The 16353-nt window shown below is 72.4% G+C and carries 13 protein-coding genes; 6 read left to right on the top strand and 7 right to left on the bottom strand.

The window, feature by feature from the left end; translation table 11 throughout:
• Positions 1-46 precede the first annotated feature (46 nt).
• Together BLS43_RS24195 and BLS43_RS24190 are read right to left on the bottom strand one after the other, a co-directional pair.
• Entirely contained in the window at positions 47-547 is a 501-nt protein-coding gene (locus BLS43_RS24195) for a TetR/AcrR family transcriptional regulator (RefSeq protein ID WP_093089002.1), read from the bottom strand.
• Entirely contained in the window at positions 540-866 is a 327-nt protein-coding gene (locus tag BLS43_RS24190; RefSeq protein WP_093089001.1) for a DMT family transporter, read from the bottom strand. The genes BLS43_RS24195 and BLS43_RS24190 overlap by 8 nt, the downstream gene beginning before the upstream one ends.
• Before the next feature lie 156 nt (positions 867-1022).
• On the opposite strand from BLS43_RS24190, the gene BLS43_RS24185 reads away from it, so the two are divergent.
• The 5 genes from BLS43_RS24185 to BLS43_RS24165 all read left to right on the top strand — a co-directional run bounded on the left by BLS43_RS24185 (position 1023) and on the right by BLS43_RS24165 (position 6679).
• Positions 1023-1619 carry an HNH endonuclease gene (locus BLS43_RS24185; RefSeq protein WP_425438566.1) on the top strand — a complete coding sequence of 199 codons (597 nt, stop codon included), beginning with the start codon at positions 1023-1025 and terminating at the stop codon, positions 1617-1619.
• 54 nt (positions 1620-1673) lie between these two features.
• Entirely contained in the window at positions 1674-2786 is a 1113-nt protein-coding gene (locus tag BLS43_RS24180; RefSeq protein WP_143030200.1) for a hypothetical protein, read from the top strand.
• A gap of 101 nt (positions 2787-2887) precedes the next feature.
• Complete coding sequence (locus BLS43_RS24175; RefSeq protein ID WP_093088998.1) at positions 2888-3673, top strand: SGNH/GDSL hydrolase family protein; 786 nt, start codon at positions 2888-2890, stop codon at positions 3671-3673.
• Positions 3674-3992: 319 nt separating this feature from the next.
• On the top strand, positions 3993-5426 hold the full coding sequence (locus tag BLS43_RS24170; protein WP_143030199.1) for a sugar transferase: 1434 nt from the start codon (positions 3993-3995) through the stop codon (positions 5424-5426).
• A gap of 2 nt (positions 5427-5428) precedes the next feature.
• Positions 5429-6679, top strand: coding sequence for a glycosyltransferase (locus BLS43_RS24165; RefSeq protein WP_093088996.1), 1251 nt, complete (start codon positions 5429-5431; stop codon positions 6677-6679).
• A 4-nt stretch (positions 6680-6683) separates the two neighbouring features.
• Here BLS43_RS24165 and BLS43_RS24160 read toward each other — a convergent pair whose 3' ends face one another.
• Complete coding sequence (locus tag BLS43_RS24160) at positions 6684-6935, bottom strand: hypothetical protein (protein ID WP_093088995.1); 252 nt, start codon at positions 6933-6935, stop codon at positions 6684-6686.
• 78 nt (positions 6936-7013) lie between these two features.
• On the opposite strand from BLS43_RS24160, the gene BLS43_RS24155 reads away from it, so the two are divergent.
• Positions 7014-8306 (top strand): glycosyltransferase family 4 protein, encoded by a 1293-nt coding sequence (locus tag BLS43_RS24155; protein ID WP_093088994.1) that lies wholly within the window; start codon positions 7014-7016, stop codon positions 8304-8306.
• On the opposite strand, the gene BLS43_RS24150 is transcribed toward BLS43_RS24155, so the two are convergent.
• Genes BLS43_RS24150 through BLS43_RS24135 form a run of 4 tightly spaced genes read right to left on the bottom strand, consistent with a single transcriptional unit; the run spans position 8258 to position 16308 of the window.
• Positions 8258-9418, bottom strand: a complete 1161-nt coding sequence (locus tag BLS43_RS24150; RefSeq protein WP_093088993.1) for a glycosyltransferase family 4 protein — start codon at positions 9416-9418, stop codon at positions 8258-8260. The two genes, BLS43_RS24155 and BLS43_RS24150, sit on opposite strands and share 49 nt — an antisense overlap.
• Before the next feature lie 22 nt (positions 9419-9440).
• A complete protein-coding gene (locus BLS43_RS24145; RefSeq protein ID WP_218129989.1) occupies positions 9441-10415 on the bottom strand; it encodes a hypothetical protein in 975 nt (324 codons plus the stop codon).
• On the bottom strand, positions 10412-13651 hold the full coding sequence (locus tag BLS43_RS24140) for a glycosyltransferase (RefSeq protein ID WP_093088992.1): 3240 nt from the start codon (positions 13649-13651) through the stop codon (positions 10412-10414). The genes BLS43_RS24145 and BLS43_RS24140 overlap by 4 nt, the downstream gene beginning before the upstream one ends.
• Entirely contained in the window at positions 13648-16308 is a 2661-nt protein-coding gene (locus BLS43_RS24135) for a lipopolysaccharide biosynthesis protein (RefSeq protein WP_093088991.1), read from the bottom strand. The genes BLS43_RS24140 and BLS43_RS24135 overlap by 4 nt, the downstream gene beginning before the upstream one ends.
• Positions 16309-16353: the final 45 nt, after the last annotated feature.

Genomic DNA, 16353 nt, shown 5'->3' with positions numbered 1-16353 from the left:
TTCGCCGATCCGTAGGTGGGTGTTAACCCTGAGTGGCGAGACTTCCTCAGTCTTGGGTACGGAGCACGCGCAGCGCCGCCTCCGCGTCCACCCCGGTGGTGGCGGCGCGCAGGTACAGCCCGTTCAGCGCGGCGGCCACGGTCTCGGCCCGGTCGGGGGCGAGCCGGGCGGCGAGGGCGTCCACGGTCGCGTCCCACCGGGTCAGCTCGCTGCGCAGGTCGGGGCGGCGGGCGGCGAGCAGCCAGAGCTCGTACTCCGCGACCAGGGCTGCCGGGTCGAGCGCCGCGACATGGGCGGCCAGCGCCTCGACCGAGGGGAGCTCCGCGAGCTCCGCGCAGTACCGGTCGTTGACCTCGCGCAGGGTCGTGACCAGGAGATCGTCGACGCTCGCGAAGTAGTAGAGCACCGCGCTGGGCGGCACGTCGGCCTCCGCGGCGACCGTGCGCTGGGACACCGCCGCCACCCCGTCGCGACCCACGACCCGGAGGGTGGCCTCCAGCAGGGCCCGCCGCCGCACCGCCCCCTTGGCCCGGCGGCCGTCAGGCATGGGTGGTGCGGCCCAGCTCGAGGGCCAACACCCCGGCGATGACCAGCGCGATCCCGCCCACCTGCACCCAGCTCAACGGCTCCTTCAGGAACACGGCCCCGATCACGGCGATCAACGCCACCCCCGCCGCCGCCCAGATCCCGTACGCCACCCCGATCGGGATGCCGCGGTTCAGCGCCTGGGAGAGCGAGAAGAACGCCGTGCCGTACCCCACGACCACGATCACCGACGGCCAGAGCTTCGAGAACCCCGCGGAGAAGCGGAGCGCGACCGTGCCGGTCACCTCCGCCAGGATCGCGCCGGCGAGCCAGAACCACATGGGGGTCAAACTACCTGAGCGAGCGCTCCAGTTTCGGTGCGCCGCTCGTCGGGCGGCACGCACCGTCCCTCGCCACCGCGTGTCCGCCGCAATATCACACGTGCGTAACCGGCCTCTCGTATGGTCGACTTAGCTAGAGCTGACGGAGGTGGTCGCGTGCCGGACCGACAACCCCAAGTCCTCGCCGCTGTCCCGGACACCGGGGGAGCCGCGGGGGAGGCGGGCGAGGTCACCTCGCTCCCGCCGGGTTCCAGGGTGTTGCTGCTCAACGCCAGTTTCGAACCCTTGGCCGTGGTCACGGCGAAACGCGCGATCGTGCTGATGCTCTCCGGCAAGGCCGAGTGCGTCCAGGCCGCCCTCGAGGGCGCGGCCTTCCATTCCGAGAACCTCACGGTGCCGGCACCGTCGGTGATGCGGCTCTCCCGCTACGTCCGGGTGCCCTACCGCCGTGCCGTCCCGATGACGCGGGCCGGTGTCCTCCGCCGTGACCTGCGGCGTTGCGCGTACTGCGGCAAGAAGGCGGACACCATCGACCACGTGATCCCGCGCAGCCGCGGCGGGGCGCACTCGTGGGAGAACTGCGTGGCCGCCTGCAAGGCCTGCAACTCCAAGAAGGCGGACAAGCTCCTCGACGAGCTCGGTTGGACGCTGGAGAAGGCCCCCAAACCGCCCAACCGGGCTGCGGGTGGGGTGCTGGTGCTGGCGGTCGAGCCGCATCCCGCCTGGGAGCCGTGGTTGAGCGAGGCGGCCTGACGTCGGCTGGTTGCTCGACGTAACGCACGTCACGTACCGGGCGAGACACTCCGGGTGACGACGTCGCGATGGGCCGTGCTGCTGTGCAAGTTCAAGGGCGATGACAGTGAGCCGCTGCCCCGAGCCCGCTACGAGGAGCTGTTCACCGGGCCCGGGCTGGGGCGGTGGAACATGCCGGACTTCTTCTGCGCCGTCTCGCACGGGCAGCTCGAGCTCGCGATGGACGTGCACGGCTGGATGGAGCTCGCCCAGAAGCAGTCGGAGTACGTCGGCAGCGGCGCGAACCCGCAGGGCAGGCTGGACCTGATCACGTGGGCGCGCGAGGCCGCCGCGGGAGCGGGCATCGACCTGAGCCCGTACGCCAACCTGGTGGTGGTGACGAACGCGCCGTCGGATCTCTTCGGGGGCGGCTCGGGCGTCGTCTGTTACGACGACGGCAGGAACCTGGCGATGTCCGGGCTCGCGCCCGGCCTGCTCGGCCAGGAGATCGGGCACGGGTTCGGGTTGGCGCATTCCCGACTCGACGGGACGACCGACGACTACACCGACCCGTTCGACGTCATGAGCACCGCCCGCGCTCGCATGGCGGACAACCCGTTCTGGACGACGCGCACCGTCCGCGGGGACGCCGTGTACCCCATAGGCCCCGGCCTCAACGCGGGCAACATGACCATCGCGGGGTGGGTCGACCAGAGCCGGGTCCGGCGGATCACCTCGGGGCACGCGGTGGACACGGTGGTCGAGCTGCGGCCGCTGCACCGCCACGACCTCCCCGGCTTCCTGATGATCGACTACCGCGGCCTGCTCGTGGAGTTCCGCCACAACAGCGACTGGGACGCCGGCATCGGCGCGCCCGCGGTGCTCGTGCACCGCATCGAGGACGGCATCACCTACCTGGTGAAGGACCAGAACGGCCAGACGGCGGGCGTCCCCGGCAGCACGTGGGGCCCGCAGATCAGCTCGATCACCGTCGAGTCCATCGACGCCGCCAACCTCAGCGCGCGGGTGCGGCTGAAGTCCATCAACTTCGTGCCGGACATCCCGGAGTTCGAGCCGAGCCTGGCCGATCTCATGGAGCAGCAGCCGCACGAGATCTCCGTCGCGGCCGCCTTGGCTCGTGTGGGGGAGGAGCTGAGGTTCTCGTCGCCGACGGAGCTGGGGATGTAGGCGCCCTCGGGAGCCGAATCGATAACGAACCACGGCCTGCGCCGACACACCCTGCGAGATCCGCCGCTCCTGCCGGTGGACCATTGCAGATGGGAGACCTCATGGGCGCCGTGGACCCGCTCGTCGTGCCGTCGAACCCCAGGATCGCGGTGCTGGGCGACAGCCTCGCGGCCGGACTGGGCGTTCGGGAGCACTCCTACCCCCGGATGGTGGCCAAGGACCTGCAGGCGAGCGCGATCCTGATGAAGGCGAAGGCCAGCCGCCCGGTCGAGGAGTGCACGGCGCTGCTGCCGCGGCTCGACAAGTTCGAGCCGGACCTGGTCTTGATCAGCACCGGGCAGACCGAGTCGCTCGTGCATCCCCGGGCCTTCGTGAACCGGGCCGTCGAGCGCTTCGGTCCGGAGTCGTGGCGGGGGCTCGTCGGGCTCGACGCGAGGCCCTTCTACTCTGCGGAGCCGGACAAGCGACGCAGCGAGATGCGCAGCACTGCCGCGCGCATCGCGGTCAAGAACGCGGCGATCCACCTCACGGGAGGCGTCCCCCGGGTGCCGCACGAGACCTACCGCGCGCAGTTCCGCGCCTTCCTCGACGAGACCGACCGGCGCGGCTGGCCGGTCGTCGTCGCGAGCATCGGCTTCCCCAACGCCGTGTTCTACCCCCGGTCGCGCCGAAGCCTCGCCGTGGCCGAGCGCATCCAGGTGGAGGAGGCCGCGGGGCGCCCGAACGTCCGCATCGTGCACCTCAACGGGCTGGTCGACTTCCGGCGGGACACGCTCGCGGACCGCTGCCACCCGTCGGTGCTGGGGCACCGCAAGATCGCCGACGCCCACCACGCCGTGCTCGAGGTCGCGCCGGCCGCCGAGATGTCGCAGTCGATCGGCTCCTGACCTCGCGTATCCCCGCGTGTTCTCACTCCGAGTGAGCGTCGCCACAACGAGGGAACGTCCGGGCGTGCTTCGGCGAACACAGCAGTGACTGTCGCCATCGTCGCCGAGAGTCAGCGGGTGTAGGCCGTTCGGGGTAACAGGCTCACCCGGTGAGAGCAGGGGAAATCCGGGTGGTGTTCGTCGGGGCCGAACTCGCTGGGGGTAACGCGATGGTACGAGCGGTCGATTCACTAACACGAAAGGGTGAGAGGGTCGCAGTGTGTCCTGTCGCCCTGACCTGGTCGAGTACAGCGAAGCGGGGTAACACGGCGTGACGGCGATGGAGAAGAACGAGTCGCATCCCGCCTCACTGCTCCCGGTGCCCGCCGGTGTGCCCCTGCAGCCGAAGGTCGAGCTGCTTCGATCCGAGGCGTTCCAGGCCGGGCCGATCGTGCAGCTGTTCGGGGGTATCCCCACTCTCCTGCTCGTGGCCGACACGGTCGCGGTCTTCGTGGCCTGTGTCCTGGCGGGGCTGGAGCGGCCCGCCGTCGTGGCCGTGCTGGGGATCGTGCTCAGCACCCGCTACTGCTTCAAGGTCTACCGGGGTCGGCTGCGGCTGTCGTTCCTGCAGGAGCTGCCGCGCTCGGTGCTCAGCGTCGCGGTCGCCCTGGCCGTCCTCACCGTCGTCTCGTTCGTCTGGACCCGCGGGCTGTCCGAGCTCCCGGCGATCGCCCTCACCGGATCGCTGTTCCTGGCGCTCACGGTCCCGCTCGAGAACATCGCCTTCCAGCTCGCCCGCTGGGCCCGCAGGCGCGGGCGCACCGAGCGGACCGTGATCGTGGGGGCGAGTCGCGTGGGGCTCGATCTCGCGCGGCTCATGGGCGACCATCCCGAGGTCGGGTTGCGTCCGTTGGGCTTCGTCGATGCGGACGCCTCCGAGGCGGCGGAGTCCGGTCTGCCGGTGCTGGGCTCCGACCTGGCGACGGTCATCCGCGACCAGCGGGTCTCCACCGTGGTGATCGCCTTCAGCGCGGACGCGGACACCCACGTCGTCGACCTCGCCATCACGGCCCGCCAGCTCGGTGTCTCGTTGCTGGTCGTCCCCCGGTTCTTCGAGCTGTACCGAGACGCGCCGGACGTCGAGCGGCTGCGCAGCTACCCCCTGGTCCGTCTCACCACCTCGCCGACCCACTCGCTCAGCTGGTCGGTGAAGATCCTGGTGGACAAGGTCGTCGCGGGTCTGGCGCTCCTCTTCCTGGCTCCGGTCATCCTCATCGCGGCGCTCGCCGTGCTGGTGGAGAGCGGCAGGCCCATCCTGTTCCGGCAGGAGCGCGTCGGACTCGACGGGAAGCTGTTCACCCTGTTCAAGCTGCGGAGCATGCGCCCGGCGGACAACACCGAGTCGGCCACACGGTGGAGCATCGCCGGTGACCCTCGGGTCGGTCCGGTCGGTCGGGTGCTGCGCCGCACCTCCCTCGATGAGCTCCCGCAGCTGTGGAACGTCGTGCGGGGCGACATGAGCCTGGTGGGGCCGCGCCCGGAGCGTCCGGGGTTCGTGCAGGAGTTCTCGGCGATCCACGACCGGTACTGGGCCCGGCACCGCGTGCCGACCGGTCTGACCGGGCTCGCCCAGGTCAACGGGCTGCGCGGGAACACCTCGATCTCGGACCGGGCCCGCTACGACAACTACTACATCGCCAACTGGTCGCTCTGGCTCGATGTCAGCATCATGCTGATGACGGCCAGGGAGCTCGTCCGGCGGGGCGACCATTGAGCATGCCACCCGCGTCCGAGCCGCCCCGCATCGACTACGTCGTCTCCCGGTTCCCGAAGACCTCCGAGACCTTCATCGCCCGCGAGATCGCGGCACTGGAGGACGCGGGGGAGTGGTCCGTCGGTGTTCGTGCACTGTTCCCCTCGCCCGAGTCCACAGCGGTGCACGAGGTCGCCCGCCGGTTCGTCCCCAGGGTGCGGCGGCCCGGGGTCGCCGCGATGCTCGCCGGGGTCCTCTGGGCACTCGTCCGCAGGCCCGGGCCGTTCCTGAGCGCACTCGCGGTGGTCGTCGTCCGGCACCGGTCGGACCCGCGCAGGCTCCTGCGGATGGGGGCCGCCGTGGCGGTCGCCGCCGCGCACGCGCGAGACATGGCCGCCGACCCTCCGGAGCGTGTCCACGCCCACTACGCCACCTATCCGGCATTCACGGCGTGGCTGTGTCGCAGGCTGGTCGGGGTGCCGTACGGGTTCACGGCGCACGCCCACGACCTCTACGTCGACCGCACCCTGCTCGCCGTCGTGGCCGCCGAGGCGGACTACGTCGTCACCATCTCCCGCTACAACCGCGACCTCGTGCTCCGCGAGACAGGGATCGAGCCCGAGCGTGTCACGATCGTCCACTGCGGCGTGGTGCCCGAGGACTACCGCTTCCAACAGCGGGCGCTGCCGCCCGCGGGCCCGCTGCGCGCACTGTGCGTCGCCTCGCTGCAGGAGTACAAGGGTCACGCGGTGCTGCTCGAGGCCCTCGCCAAGGGTGGCCCCGGTGTCGACCGGATCGAGCTGGACCTGGTCGGTGAGGGTGTCCTGGCGGAGTCGCTGCGCGCGCAGGTCGCCGCTCTGGGCCTCGAACGCCGCGTCCGCTTCCTCGGTGGTCGCTCCGAACTGCAGGTCCGCGAGCTGCTCGACCGCGCGCACCTGTTCGTGCTGCCGAGCGTCGTCGCCGCCGACGGTCAGATGGAGGGGTTGCCGGTCGCGTTGATCGAGGCCCTCGCCAGTGGCGTTCCCGCGGTGTCGACGGAGCTGTCCGGCATTCCGGAGATCGTGGAGAACGGCGTCACCGGGCTGCTGGCCGAGCCGGGGAGCGCGGCCGCGCTGCGCGACCGGCTGGAGGAGACGATCGCGGACCCGTGCGGGCGGACGGAGCGCTCCCGGCGCGGCCGCGAGCGCGTGGAGCGAGAGTTCGACCTGCTGGAGAACACCGCACTGCTGGGACGGGTCCTGGCCACTGCCCGGAAGTGGGCCCGCCCGATGTGACGCGTCAGCGACCGCGACGCTTCGGGGAGGGCGGCGCCGCAGGACGCGGAGCCTCCTCCTCGGCGCGCGGCGAGGGCTCGCGGCGGGCTCGCGGATCGGGACGCGGGGTGGTCTGGTCGGACACCAGCAGGTGGGCCTCCAGGAGCTCGTGCTCGAGTGGTTCCCGCCCGGTCCGGCGCAGGGCGAGGCCCACGATGACACCGACCACGGCGGCCGCCGCCACCCAGCCGACCACCAGCCACAAGACCCAGTTCACTCGACCCCCCGAGGTGCCGCTCCGTCCAGGTTGAGCCCTCCGCCGCCTCCCGGCATCGCCGAATCTAAGGAAGTACCCGTGTCCGAGACCGCTCTCGTCGTCAGTGCAGTGTCGCCGGTCCCGGCGGATTCCGGCAAGCGCATGGTCCTCAACGGCATCGTTCGCCACCTCTCCGAACGGCTCGGCCCCGACCGTGTGCACTACGCCCTGCTGGCTCCCCGCGGTGTCCAGGCGCCGGACATCCCCGCGGTGACGCACCGGTTGGACCGCCCCGGCGCGGTGACCCAGCTTGCCACGCTCGGCGGTCGGCTGCTGACCGACCGCACCTACACGGCGCAGGAGTCGATGTTCGGCTCGCGCGAGCTCCGCGACCAGATCCACGCGTTGGTGTCCTGGTTGCAGCCCACGATCGAGGTGTACGACACCGTGCGGATGGGGCAGCACGCCCCCGCTTCGCCGCGGGCCCGAACTCGGGTCCTCTACCTCGACGACCTGTTCTCCGAGCGCTACGACCGCATGCTTCGCTTCGCCGACACCCATGAGGTCGGCTTCGACCCGCTCGGCGAGTTCGCTGCGAACGTGCCCGCGCCGTTGCGTGCCCTGGTCCGTCGGCCCGCGGTCTACCGCCCGGTGCTCCGGATGGAGCGCGACCGCATCCGGCAGCGCGAGATCGCCACCGTTCGGGACTTCGACCGCTGCCTGCTGATCAACCAGCACGAGGTCGACCTGCTGCGCGAGCGCACCGGCTCGACGGCGGTGGAGCGCATCGACGGCCTGCTCCCGGAGATCCCCGCGGCGGAGCGGGCCCCCGTCGACCCGCCCGAGTTCGTGTTCCTCGGCAGGCTCAACCTCCCGCACAACGACGACGCCGTCTGCGCCTTCCTCCGCGAGGTCATGCCCGAGTTGCAGCGTCGGATCCCGGGCGCGGTCCTGCGCGTCATCGGCGGCGGCGCCACCGCGGACCTGACCGCCCTGGCCGAACCCTTCGGCGACCGGGTGCGGATCGAGGGCTTCGTCCCGGACCTGGCGCCGGTCTTCGCCCGTGCCACGGCGACGCTGGCCCCGCTGCGCTTCGGCAGCGGAATCAAGATCAAGATGCTGGAGACGTTCGCCCGCGGGGTCCCGGTGCTGGCGACCGGTCCCGCCGTCGACGGGATCCCGCTGGCCCCCGACGGGTCCGACGGCTGCCTCGTCGAGGACGACCTGGGCCGGTGGGGTGAGCTGCTGGTCGCGGCCGTCGAGCCGGAGCGGAACGCCCAGCTCTCCAAGGCCGCGGGCGAGTTCTACCAGCGGGTCTACGGCCGCGCCGCCGTGACCAGCCGCTACGACCGTATCTTCGGCCTGGACGGGCTCGCCAGCGCGGCCTCGTAGACCCGCCGCAGGTTCCGCACCCACGCGTCGGCCGAGAACTTGGTGCGGGCCTGCGCGACGCCGGCCGTGCCCAGGCGCTCGCGCAGGTCTGCGTCTTCGAGCAGCTCGATCACCGCGGCGGCGAGCGCCGCCGGGTCGTCCCGCTCGAAGAGCAGACCCGTTTCGCGGTGGTCGACGATGTCGGGGATCCCGCCGACCCGGGAGGCGGCGACGGCGCGGCCCGAGGCGGCCGCCTCGATCAGCACCGTCGGCAGGTTCTCGCCGTGGATCGAGGGGAGCAGGACGAGGTCGGCGGATCGGTAGACGGCGGGCATGTCCGAGCGCACCCCCGCCAGGACGACGGACTTCTCCAGGCCGAGCCGGGCGATCCGGTCCCGGATCTCCTCCTCCATTTCGCCGCCGCCGACGAGGCTCAAGACGGCGTCGGGGCAGCGCTCCTGCACCAGTGGCCACGCCTCGATCGCCACCGGAATCCCCTTGAAGTCCCGGAACGCCGCAGGCAGGACGACGACCGGCCCGTCGGTCGCCCGCCCGCCGGTGAGCTCGGTGCGGATGTCCGGCTGCGGTACGTCGGGGGCGTAGAGGTCCAGGTCGACACCGTTGTGCACCACGGTCCAGTTGTCCGGCACCGGTCCCCGCCGGTACATGGCGTGCCAGGAGTCCAGCTGCGCGGTGGACACGAAGATGGTGCGGTCGGCGCGGGTCGCGACGTTCACCGCGAGCCGCTCCCGCCGCGCCTGCCCCTGGATCGTCGGCACCGCGACGTGGTGGAAGGTACAGACCACCGGCGTCCGCGCGAGGCGCGCGGCGGGGACGGCGAGGGTGTTCGCCATCTCCAGGTGCGAGTGGACGACGTCGCAGCGGCTGCGCCGGATCTCGGCCACGATCTGCGGGATCGCGGTGGGGTCCAGCAGGCGCTTGACCCGCAGCATCCGCGGCCGGACCCCCGCCTGGTCGAGCACCTCGAGCGTCTTCGTCGACGCCACCGACTCGTCCATCAGGCTGACGACCTCGAGCTCGATGCCCTCCCTCCGGGCGGCGGTCGCGAGGGGGGCGAGCAGCGTCTCGGCGCCGCCCATCCGAAAGGCGTCCACCAAGGTCAGTACGCGCATCGTCGTCCTCTCTGTGTGAGGGTCAGGCCAGGACCCGGAGACGGTCCCACGGGATCTGTTCCATGCCGTCGTAGTCCCAGCGCATCCCGGCCGCCCGGTACACGGCGCCCGGCTCGGACGGGCCCGCGTCCGGCGCCCGCTCGAAACCGACGCTCAGCGGGGCGGCGCTGACGTCCATCACGTAGCCGCCGTAGCGCTGCATCGCCTCGGCGACGGCCCGCGCGGCGGGCGTCAGGCCGGGGAGGGCGGCCACGTCGAGCGTCGGGTCGAGCTGCAGCCGGGCGCCCTCGGGCAGGCAGTCCGGCCGCCCCGACCGGCCGTCCGTCTTGAGCGCGGGGGCGCGGAAGACGTCCTTGCAGACGTTGTAGCTCTGGAGGGCGAGGGCATGGGGTATCTCGCCCGCTTCGATCTCGCTCAACCGGATCACCCCGGCGAGCCGCGAGGCGCCGGAACCGGTGGCCTGGCCCTGCCAGCCGGAGCCGTCCAGGTCGGTGATCGCGCCGAAGCTGGTCACCCAGCCGGTCGCCGTGCGTCGTGCCTGCCAGAACTCGTAGTTCTTGCCGGTGGCCTCGTCGACGACGACCATGGCGCCGTCCGACCCGTACTGCGGCCGGGCGTCGTCCGGGATGGGCACCTCGACCCCGTCGAACGGGCAGCCGCCCCACTCCTCGTCGATGGTGCAGGTGACGGTGTGCCGGGGGGTGTCCGCGTCGGCACGGTAGAGGGGCAGCCCGAACTCCGCCATGCCCGCATGCAGCATCCGTTCGTAGGTGACGCCTGTGATCAACCGGTCCGAGTTCGGGTCGACCCCCGCGTCCGCCGCGATCGGGGTGTTCCAGGTGCTGTCCGAGGCGAAGGGCTGCTCGAAGGTGGCGTGCCCGGGAGCGAGCACCGTCATCAGCAGCGTCAGGACGAGAAGCACGACCACCACTCCCGCACCCGCTCCGACCAGGAGCAGGCGCCTTCCGGACGGGAGCAGCCTCCTCGTCGACGTCATCGATGCACATCCTCGCGCAGGGCGGTCTCCTCGGCGGCGTCCAACGCGCGGACCATCCGGGTGGCCGCGACCTGCCACTCGGCCTCGACCGCGCGTCTGCCCGCCGCGCCCCACCGGGCCGCCAGCTCCTCGTCCACCAACAGCCGCCGCATCGCCGCCGCGAGCGCGACCGCATCGGACGGCGGCACGAGCAGACCGTTCACCTCATGGTGTACCGCCGCGGGGATGTCACCGACCGCCGAGGCCACGACCGGACGGCCGAAGGTGAAGGCGAGGTGTGCCACCCCACTCTGGCTGGCCCGGACGTACGGTACCACGACAAAACGGGAGGAACCGACCAGATCGGGCACGTCTGCGATGTCCACATAGCCCGGTCGGGCGTCCACGCCGCCGATCTCGCGGGCCCGCTCCAACAGCTGGTCGAGGTCCACGTCCGCGCCGACGCCGCCCGCGAGCACCAAGCGGGCGGTGGGGACGTCCGCCCGCACGAGGGCGAAGGCCTCGAGCAGCACGTCGATGCCCTTGTAGCGGGACCAGGTGCCGAAGAACAGGACCTCCGGGCCCGTCCGCGCGACCGCCTGGACGGGTGCCTCTCCGCGCAGCAACGCCTCGTCGCCGTGCGGGATCACCACGACCTCGCACCGCGGCGCCCAGTGCTCCTGGACGATCGCCCGGGTGTGTTCACCGAGCACGAAGGCCACGTCCATGTCCTGCCAGGCCCGTCGGAATGCGCGCTCGAGCAGCTTGCCGTCCTTCGGCGTCGCGGTGTCCTTGGCGTCCGACCGCGGCAGGGGCTCGTGCGCGACGATCCCGAGCAGGCTGCGTCCGCCGAGCATCCGCGCGATCACGTGCACGAACATCGGCTCGAACGTGAACCGCCAGTGTGACCACACCACGGCGCGCGGCGGGTTCCGGCGAAGCCGGTCTGCGAGCACGACCCACGCGGCGACCAGCTGCGCCGCCCGCTGCAGCCTGCGGAGCTTGCGCAGCGGGCCCCACAGCCCGCCCGTCTCGGCCGGGTGCCAGGTCGGCAGCACCGGGGAGACGACCAGGCCCGGGTGGCGTGATCCGCGCTCCGGGTCCGGACCCGTCACCAGCTCGACCCGGTGCCCCTCGGCGGCCAGAGCCTCGCCGAGCTGCAGCGCGAACTGGAACAGCCCGCCGGACGGAGAGAATTCGACGAGCACGATCCGGTCGTCCACCCTGGTGCCTCCCGCTCCGTGTTTGCGACGCACCGGGCCGAGCGCGAGCCACGCGAGCAGGCAGCCGGCGAGCAGCGCGAGGCCGCTGAGCGCGTAGCCACCGATCGAGACGTCGCGGCGAACCTGGATCTGCGCGTCGCCGACCGGCCTGATCACGTACGCACGGTCCGCGGTCAGCTCGCGCAGCGTGCCGCCCGCCGCATTGAGCGCACCGGAGAGAACGGCGCGGGCCCGAGGCTCGTCCCCCTCGGCGGCGTAGACCGTGATCACCCCGCGGACCGGGTCGGAGACCGTCCAGACGCTCTCGTCCCCGCCGGCGCCGATCATCCCGCCGTAGGTGGGGAGGACCGGCGTCCGGGACCGGACGTCCAGCGTGTAGTTGTAGTAGGGCGTCATCGGTCCGCCCGGCAGCAGCGTGATCACCTGGCTCGCGATCGTGGTCGTCTGCACCTGCTGGGAGTAGACCGCCGCACCCGCCGCGCCGCCGACGACCAGGGCCACGAGGGCGGTCACGAACACGACGGGCTCCGGGCTCGGGCGCCGCACGGGCAGGTTGCTCGGGACGGTGAACGCGACGCAGAGGGCCAGTGCCACGAACACCCCGAACGCCCGCAGGTACGACAGGTGCAGGAACACGCTCGCGAACGACCAGGCGAGCAGCCCGGCGAGGGCGGCGGCCGCGAGGTAGCGCTCGTCCGGGGCGGCCGCGCCGAGTGGAGTGGACCGGGCGATGCGCCGCACGGCTGCCGCACAGAGCACCAGGACCCCGCCGAGGAACAGCGCCCAGCCGATCAGGGCGACGATCCCGCCGTCGGACGCGAGCTCGGCATAGAGGTTGTGGGGCGCGTTCGTGGGGGCGAGCACCGCGGTGCCGACCTTGCCCGCGTAGGAGTCGACCAGGTACGGGTACGTGCCCGGCCCGGTCCCGAGCAGCGGCCGGTCCCGGAAGATCGCCCACGCGATCTCCTGCGCGGCGCGCCTGCCCAGCACCGAGGGATCGGCTCCGTAGGCCGCGTCCCCGCCCTGCACGTCCGCGACGAGGTCCACGATCCGGTCGCCGATGCCGGGCAGGAAGACCAGCGGGACGGCCAGTGGGAGCGCGGCCGCGGCGCGGAGCCGGGCCCGGCGCCCGCTGAGCAGCACCCAGACGCCGATCGCCACGATCGCCGAGATGAACGTGCCCCGGGACTGGGTGAGGTAGATCCCGGCGAGCAGGCAGACCAGCGAGGCGATCCAGACGGCGGACCAGCGGGCGTCGCGGGCGCGGCGGGACCGGACCAGCAGGGCCGCGGCCATCGGCAGCGCGACGACGAGGTGGCGGCCCCAGAAGTTGGAGTCGTTCAGCGGCCCGGACTGGCGCAGCGTGGTGACGCCTTCGCCACTGGCGGCGGTGACTGTCGCGAAGCCGTGGAAGGTCGCCGTGCCCGCGAACACCACCTGGTTCACCACGGCGAGCACGCACAGCACCGCGAAGGGCAGCACGATCGCGGCGGCCAGCGTCCAGGGTCGCCTGCTGAGCACGGCGAGCACGGCCACCACCACCGCGAACAGGCAGTCGATCACCATCCGGGTGTCCGCCTCGGAGGACGCCGCGGGGATCTGGGAGCCGATCGAGGTGAGGAGCTGGGTGCCGATGTAGGCGGCGAAGAGCAGCGCGATCACGAGGGCAGGCCGGGCGAGGCGGGCCCGGTTCTCGGGGCGGCGCAGCGCGTTGGCGATCGACAGCAGTCCGATGAGCAGCGTCAGTTGGAAGGCACTGACCGGCAGCGCGATCGCGCCGCTGACGTTCGCCATCTCCGCGACGGTCATCAAGACCATCGCCGCGGTGGGTCTGCGGACCGCCACCACGGCCGCGGACACGGCGACCGGAGCCGCGACCAGCGGGACCACGGCCCCGGCCCCGCCGACGGCCCCCACGACGACGACCACGCCGAGCGCGATCAGCGCCGCCGGGCCCGCCCAGGCCGGCAGGCGCCGGCGGAGCGCGGGCAGGTCGAAGGGGGACGTCGGGCGTCCGGGGGCCGTGGTGGTCATCCGGTGCGTTCCGGGGTCCGCCCGTTCACGCGCACGATGACCGTGTCGGAGTCGACGTCGGCCTGCTCGCTCTCATCGGACTCGTCGGCTGGGGAGTCGCCGCTCCTGTCGGTCGAGGAGTCGTCGCTCGCCGAGGTGGCGGAGTCGGGAGTCGCCTCGGTCGGGTCCTCGGCCGGGTCGCGTACCTCAGCGGCGCCGTCGGCCGCGGGCGGCTCGACACCGCCGATCTTCTGGGCGATGTCCGCGTCCCGACCGCGTGCCTCCTCTGCCGTCGCGGGTCGCGGCCTGCGGATCGCCGCGACGGGCACGGTGGGGGAGTGGACGTCGACCGCCTGGAACAGCCCGGCCCCATGTGGGGCCGCAGCCTCGTCGGGCGGCCAGATGCTCGGGACCGGGACCCGGCCCAGCACGGGCGGGGCGACGGGAGCGGGCGCCGCAGCGGCAGGTGCCGGGAGCGGGGCGTGGTCGTGGACACCCACGCTGGACTCCAGCGAGGGTTCCTCGACCGGTTCGGTCGCCTTGCGTGCGGCCCGTCGGCGCAGCACGCGCTCGAGCAGGAACCCGAGACCCACACCGACGAGCGCGCCACCGAGCCCCAGGCCGAGGAAGGTCGGCGTCGGCGAGGCCGCCAGCGGCTCGGCCGTGCCCGCGGCCGGCTGGATGACGTCGAGCGCGAACGGACCGCTGACCTCGGCGGCGGGGCCGGAGGCCTCGAGGAGGACGGCGGTCAGGGCGCGTTCGGCGACGTCCGGTGTGGCGGCGTCGAGGGTGACGTCGATGAGGGTGGTGTCCGGCACCGCGCCGGCGGCCAGCGTGAGGGACCGGGGAGCGACCCCCACCCGGTCGGCGGCACGGTCCAGCCACTGGGGCTGGTTGAGCACGATCGCGCCCGTGCGGGTGGCCTGTCCGCGGGAGAGGACCTCCCACACCCCCGCCTGTTCGGTGGTGGAGACCGACGGGCCCGGGAGCATCGCCAGGACGGCGTGCGCCCGGTAGGTCTGCGGACCCGAGGTGTAGAAGTACGCCCCCGCGAGGCCCAGCACGAGACCCAGCGCGCCGAGCAGCGCGATCCGGGCCGTGCGGCGGGAGGCGGACGACTTGGTGCTCACGGTGGTCCTCTCAGAAGTGCGGGTGCTCGCCGCGGGAGGCCCCGCGCGACGGGGCAGTCGGGAGCGGACGAGCGCGGTCGCCCGACGGGCGAGCGCGGGGGCGGTCAGACGGACGGCGGGCAGATAGACGACCAGGCCGACGAGCCCGATCACGAGCAGGGCGGGGAAGCCGGGGCTCAGCGGCAGGACCGCCGCCACGCCGGCCATGGCGGCGCCTGCGATTCCCGCGGCCAGGACGGGCCTGGCGATGGCGAGCAGCAAGCCGGGCAGGCGTAGGTCGATGATCCGGGTGACCACCACCATCCGCACCACGAAGTGCACGCCCTCGACCGCGAGCAGCGTCAGCGCGACGGCCAGGGTGCTGTGCCCGGCGGCCCACCAGATGGGGTAGGCCATCACCACGAGCTTCCCGGCGTTGATCGCGGTGAGGACACCGGGCCTGCCCATGGCCTTGTAGACGTCCCCGGAGTGGAACGAGGCCGAGTACACCACCGTGAACAGGGCGAGGACGGCGAGGTCGTCCGCCGCGCCCGAGTACCCGTCCCCGTAGAGGACGTGGATCACCGAGGGGGCGGCCGCCGCCATCAGCGCGCCGAGCGGGGCCGTCAGCGCGACGACGACGCCGACCGCGGCGAGGTAGTGCCTGCCCAGCCCCTCCCGGTCCGACTGCATCCGGGACAGCGAGCTGAACAGGACGTCGCTCACGACGACACAGAGGTTCAGGACCAGCAGTTCGGGGAGCCGGTAGGCCAGGGTGTAGAGCCCGAGCTGCTCGTCGCCCAGGCGCTGCCCGATGGACAGGTAGTCGACGTTGTAGATGCCGTAGGCCAGCAGCGTGACCGCGGTGAGCGGGACACCGAACCGCACGAGCTCCTTGGCGGTCTCCCGGTCGAACCCCAGCCGCAGTGGTTCGCGGGCCACCCACCAATACATGACGGTGGTGACGGTCGCGGCGGCGAGCTGGCCGAACACCAGGCTCCACACCCCGACCCCGCCCACCGCGAGCCCGATGGAGAGCGCGGTCTTGGCCACCGCGCCCGCGAACTCGGGGAGCAGCCGCTTGCGGAAGTCGATCTGGCGACGCAGCCGGGACTGCGGGACCGTGGCCAGGGCGGAGATGACCAGGGCGATCGCGAGGACCTGGATCATCGGGGCGAGCGCGGCGTTGCCGAGGAACTCCGCGGCCCGGCTCGCGGTCAGGGCCACGACGGTGCCGACGACCACGCTCGTGACGATCGTGAGGCTGGCGCCGCTCGGGGCGAGCGCGGACCAGCGCCGCGAGCTCTGGACCAGCGACGCCCCGACGCCGAGGTCCTTCACGTAGTCGAACAGGTTGATCACGAGCAGGGCCAGGGCGAACACGCCGAAGTCCGCGGGGGTGAGCAGCCGCGCCAGCACGACCGTCATGATCAACGTCGAGCCCTTGCTGAGGGCGAACACGACGTAGTTCCACACCGCCTGACCGCCGGTGCGGGCGGCGGCGGCGCCGGCGTCCACATCGGAGTCTGCGACGGGGGTACCCGCGGACCGCGATCGGTCCTCGGCCATGGCGGTCCTCTCGGATCGTGGTGAGGAGTTCACCGGAGTGATCGC

Source organism: Pseudonocardia oroxyli (assembly GCF_900102195.1).
GTDB classification, from domain to species: domain Bacteria; phylum Actinomycetota; class Actinomycetes; order Mycobacteriales; family Pseudonocardiaceae; genus Pseudonocardia; species Pseudonocardia oroxyli.
This window is presented reverse-complemented; position numbering and strand designations above follow the sequence as displayed.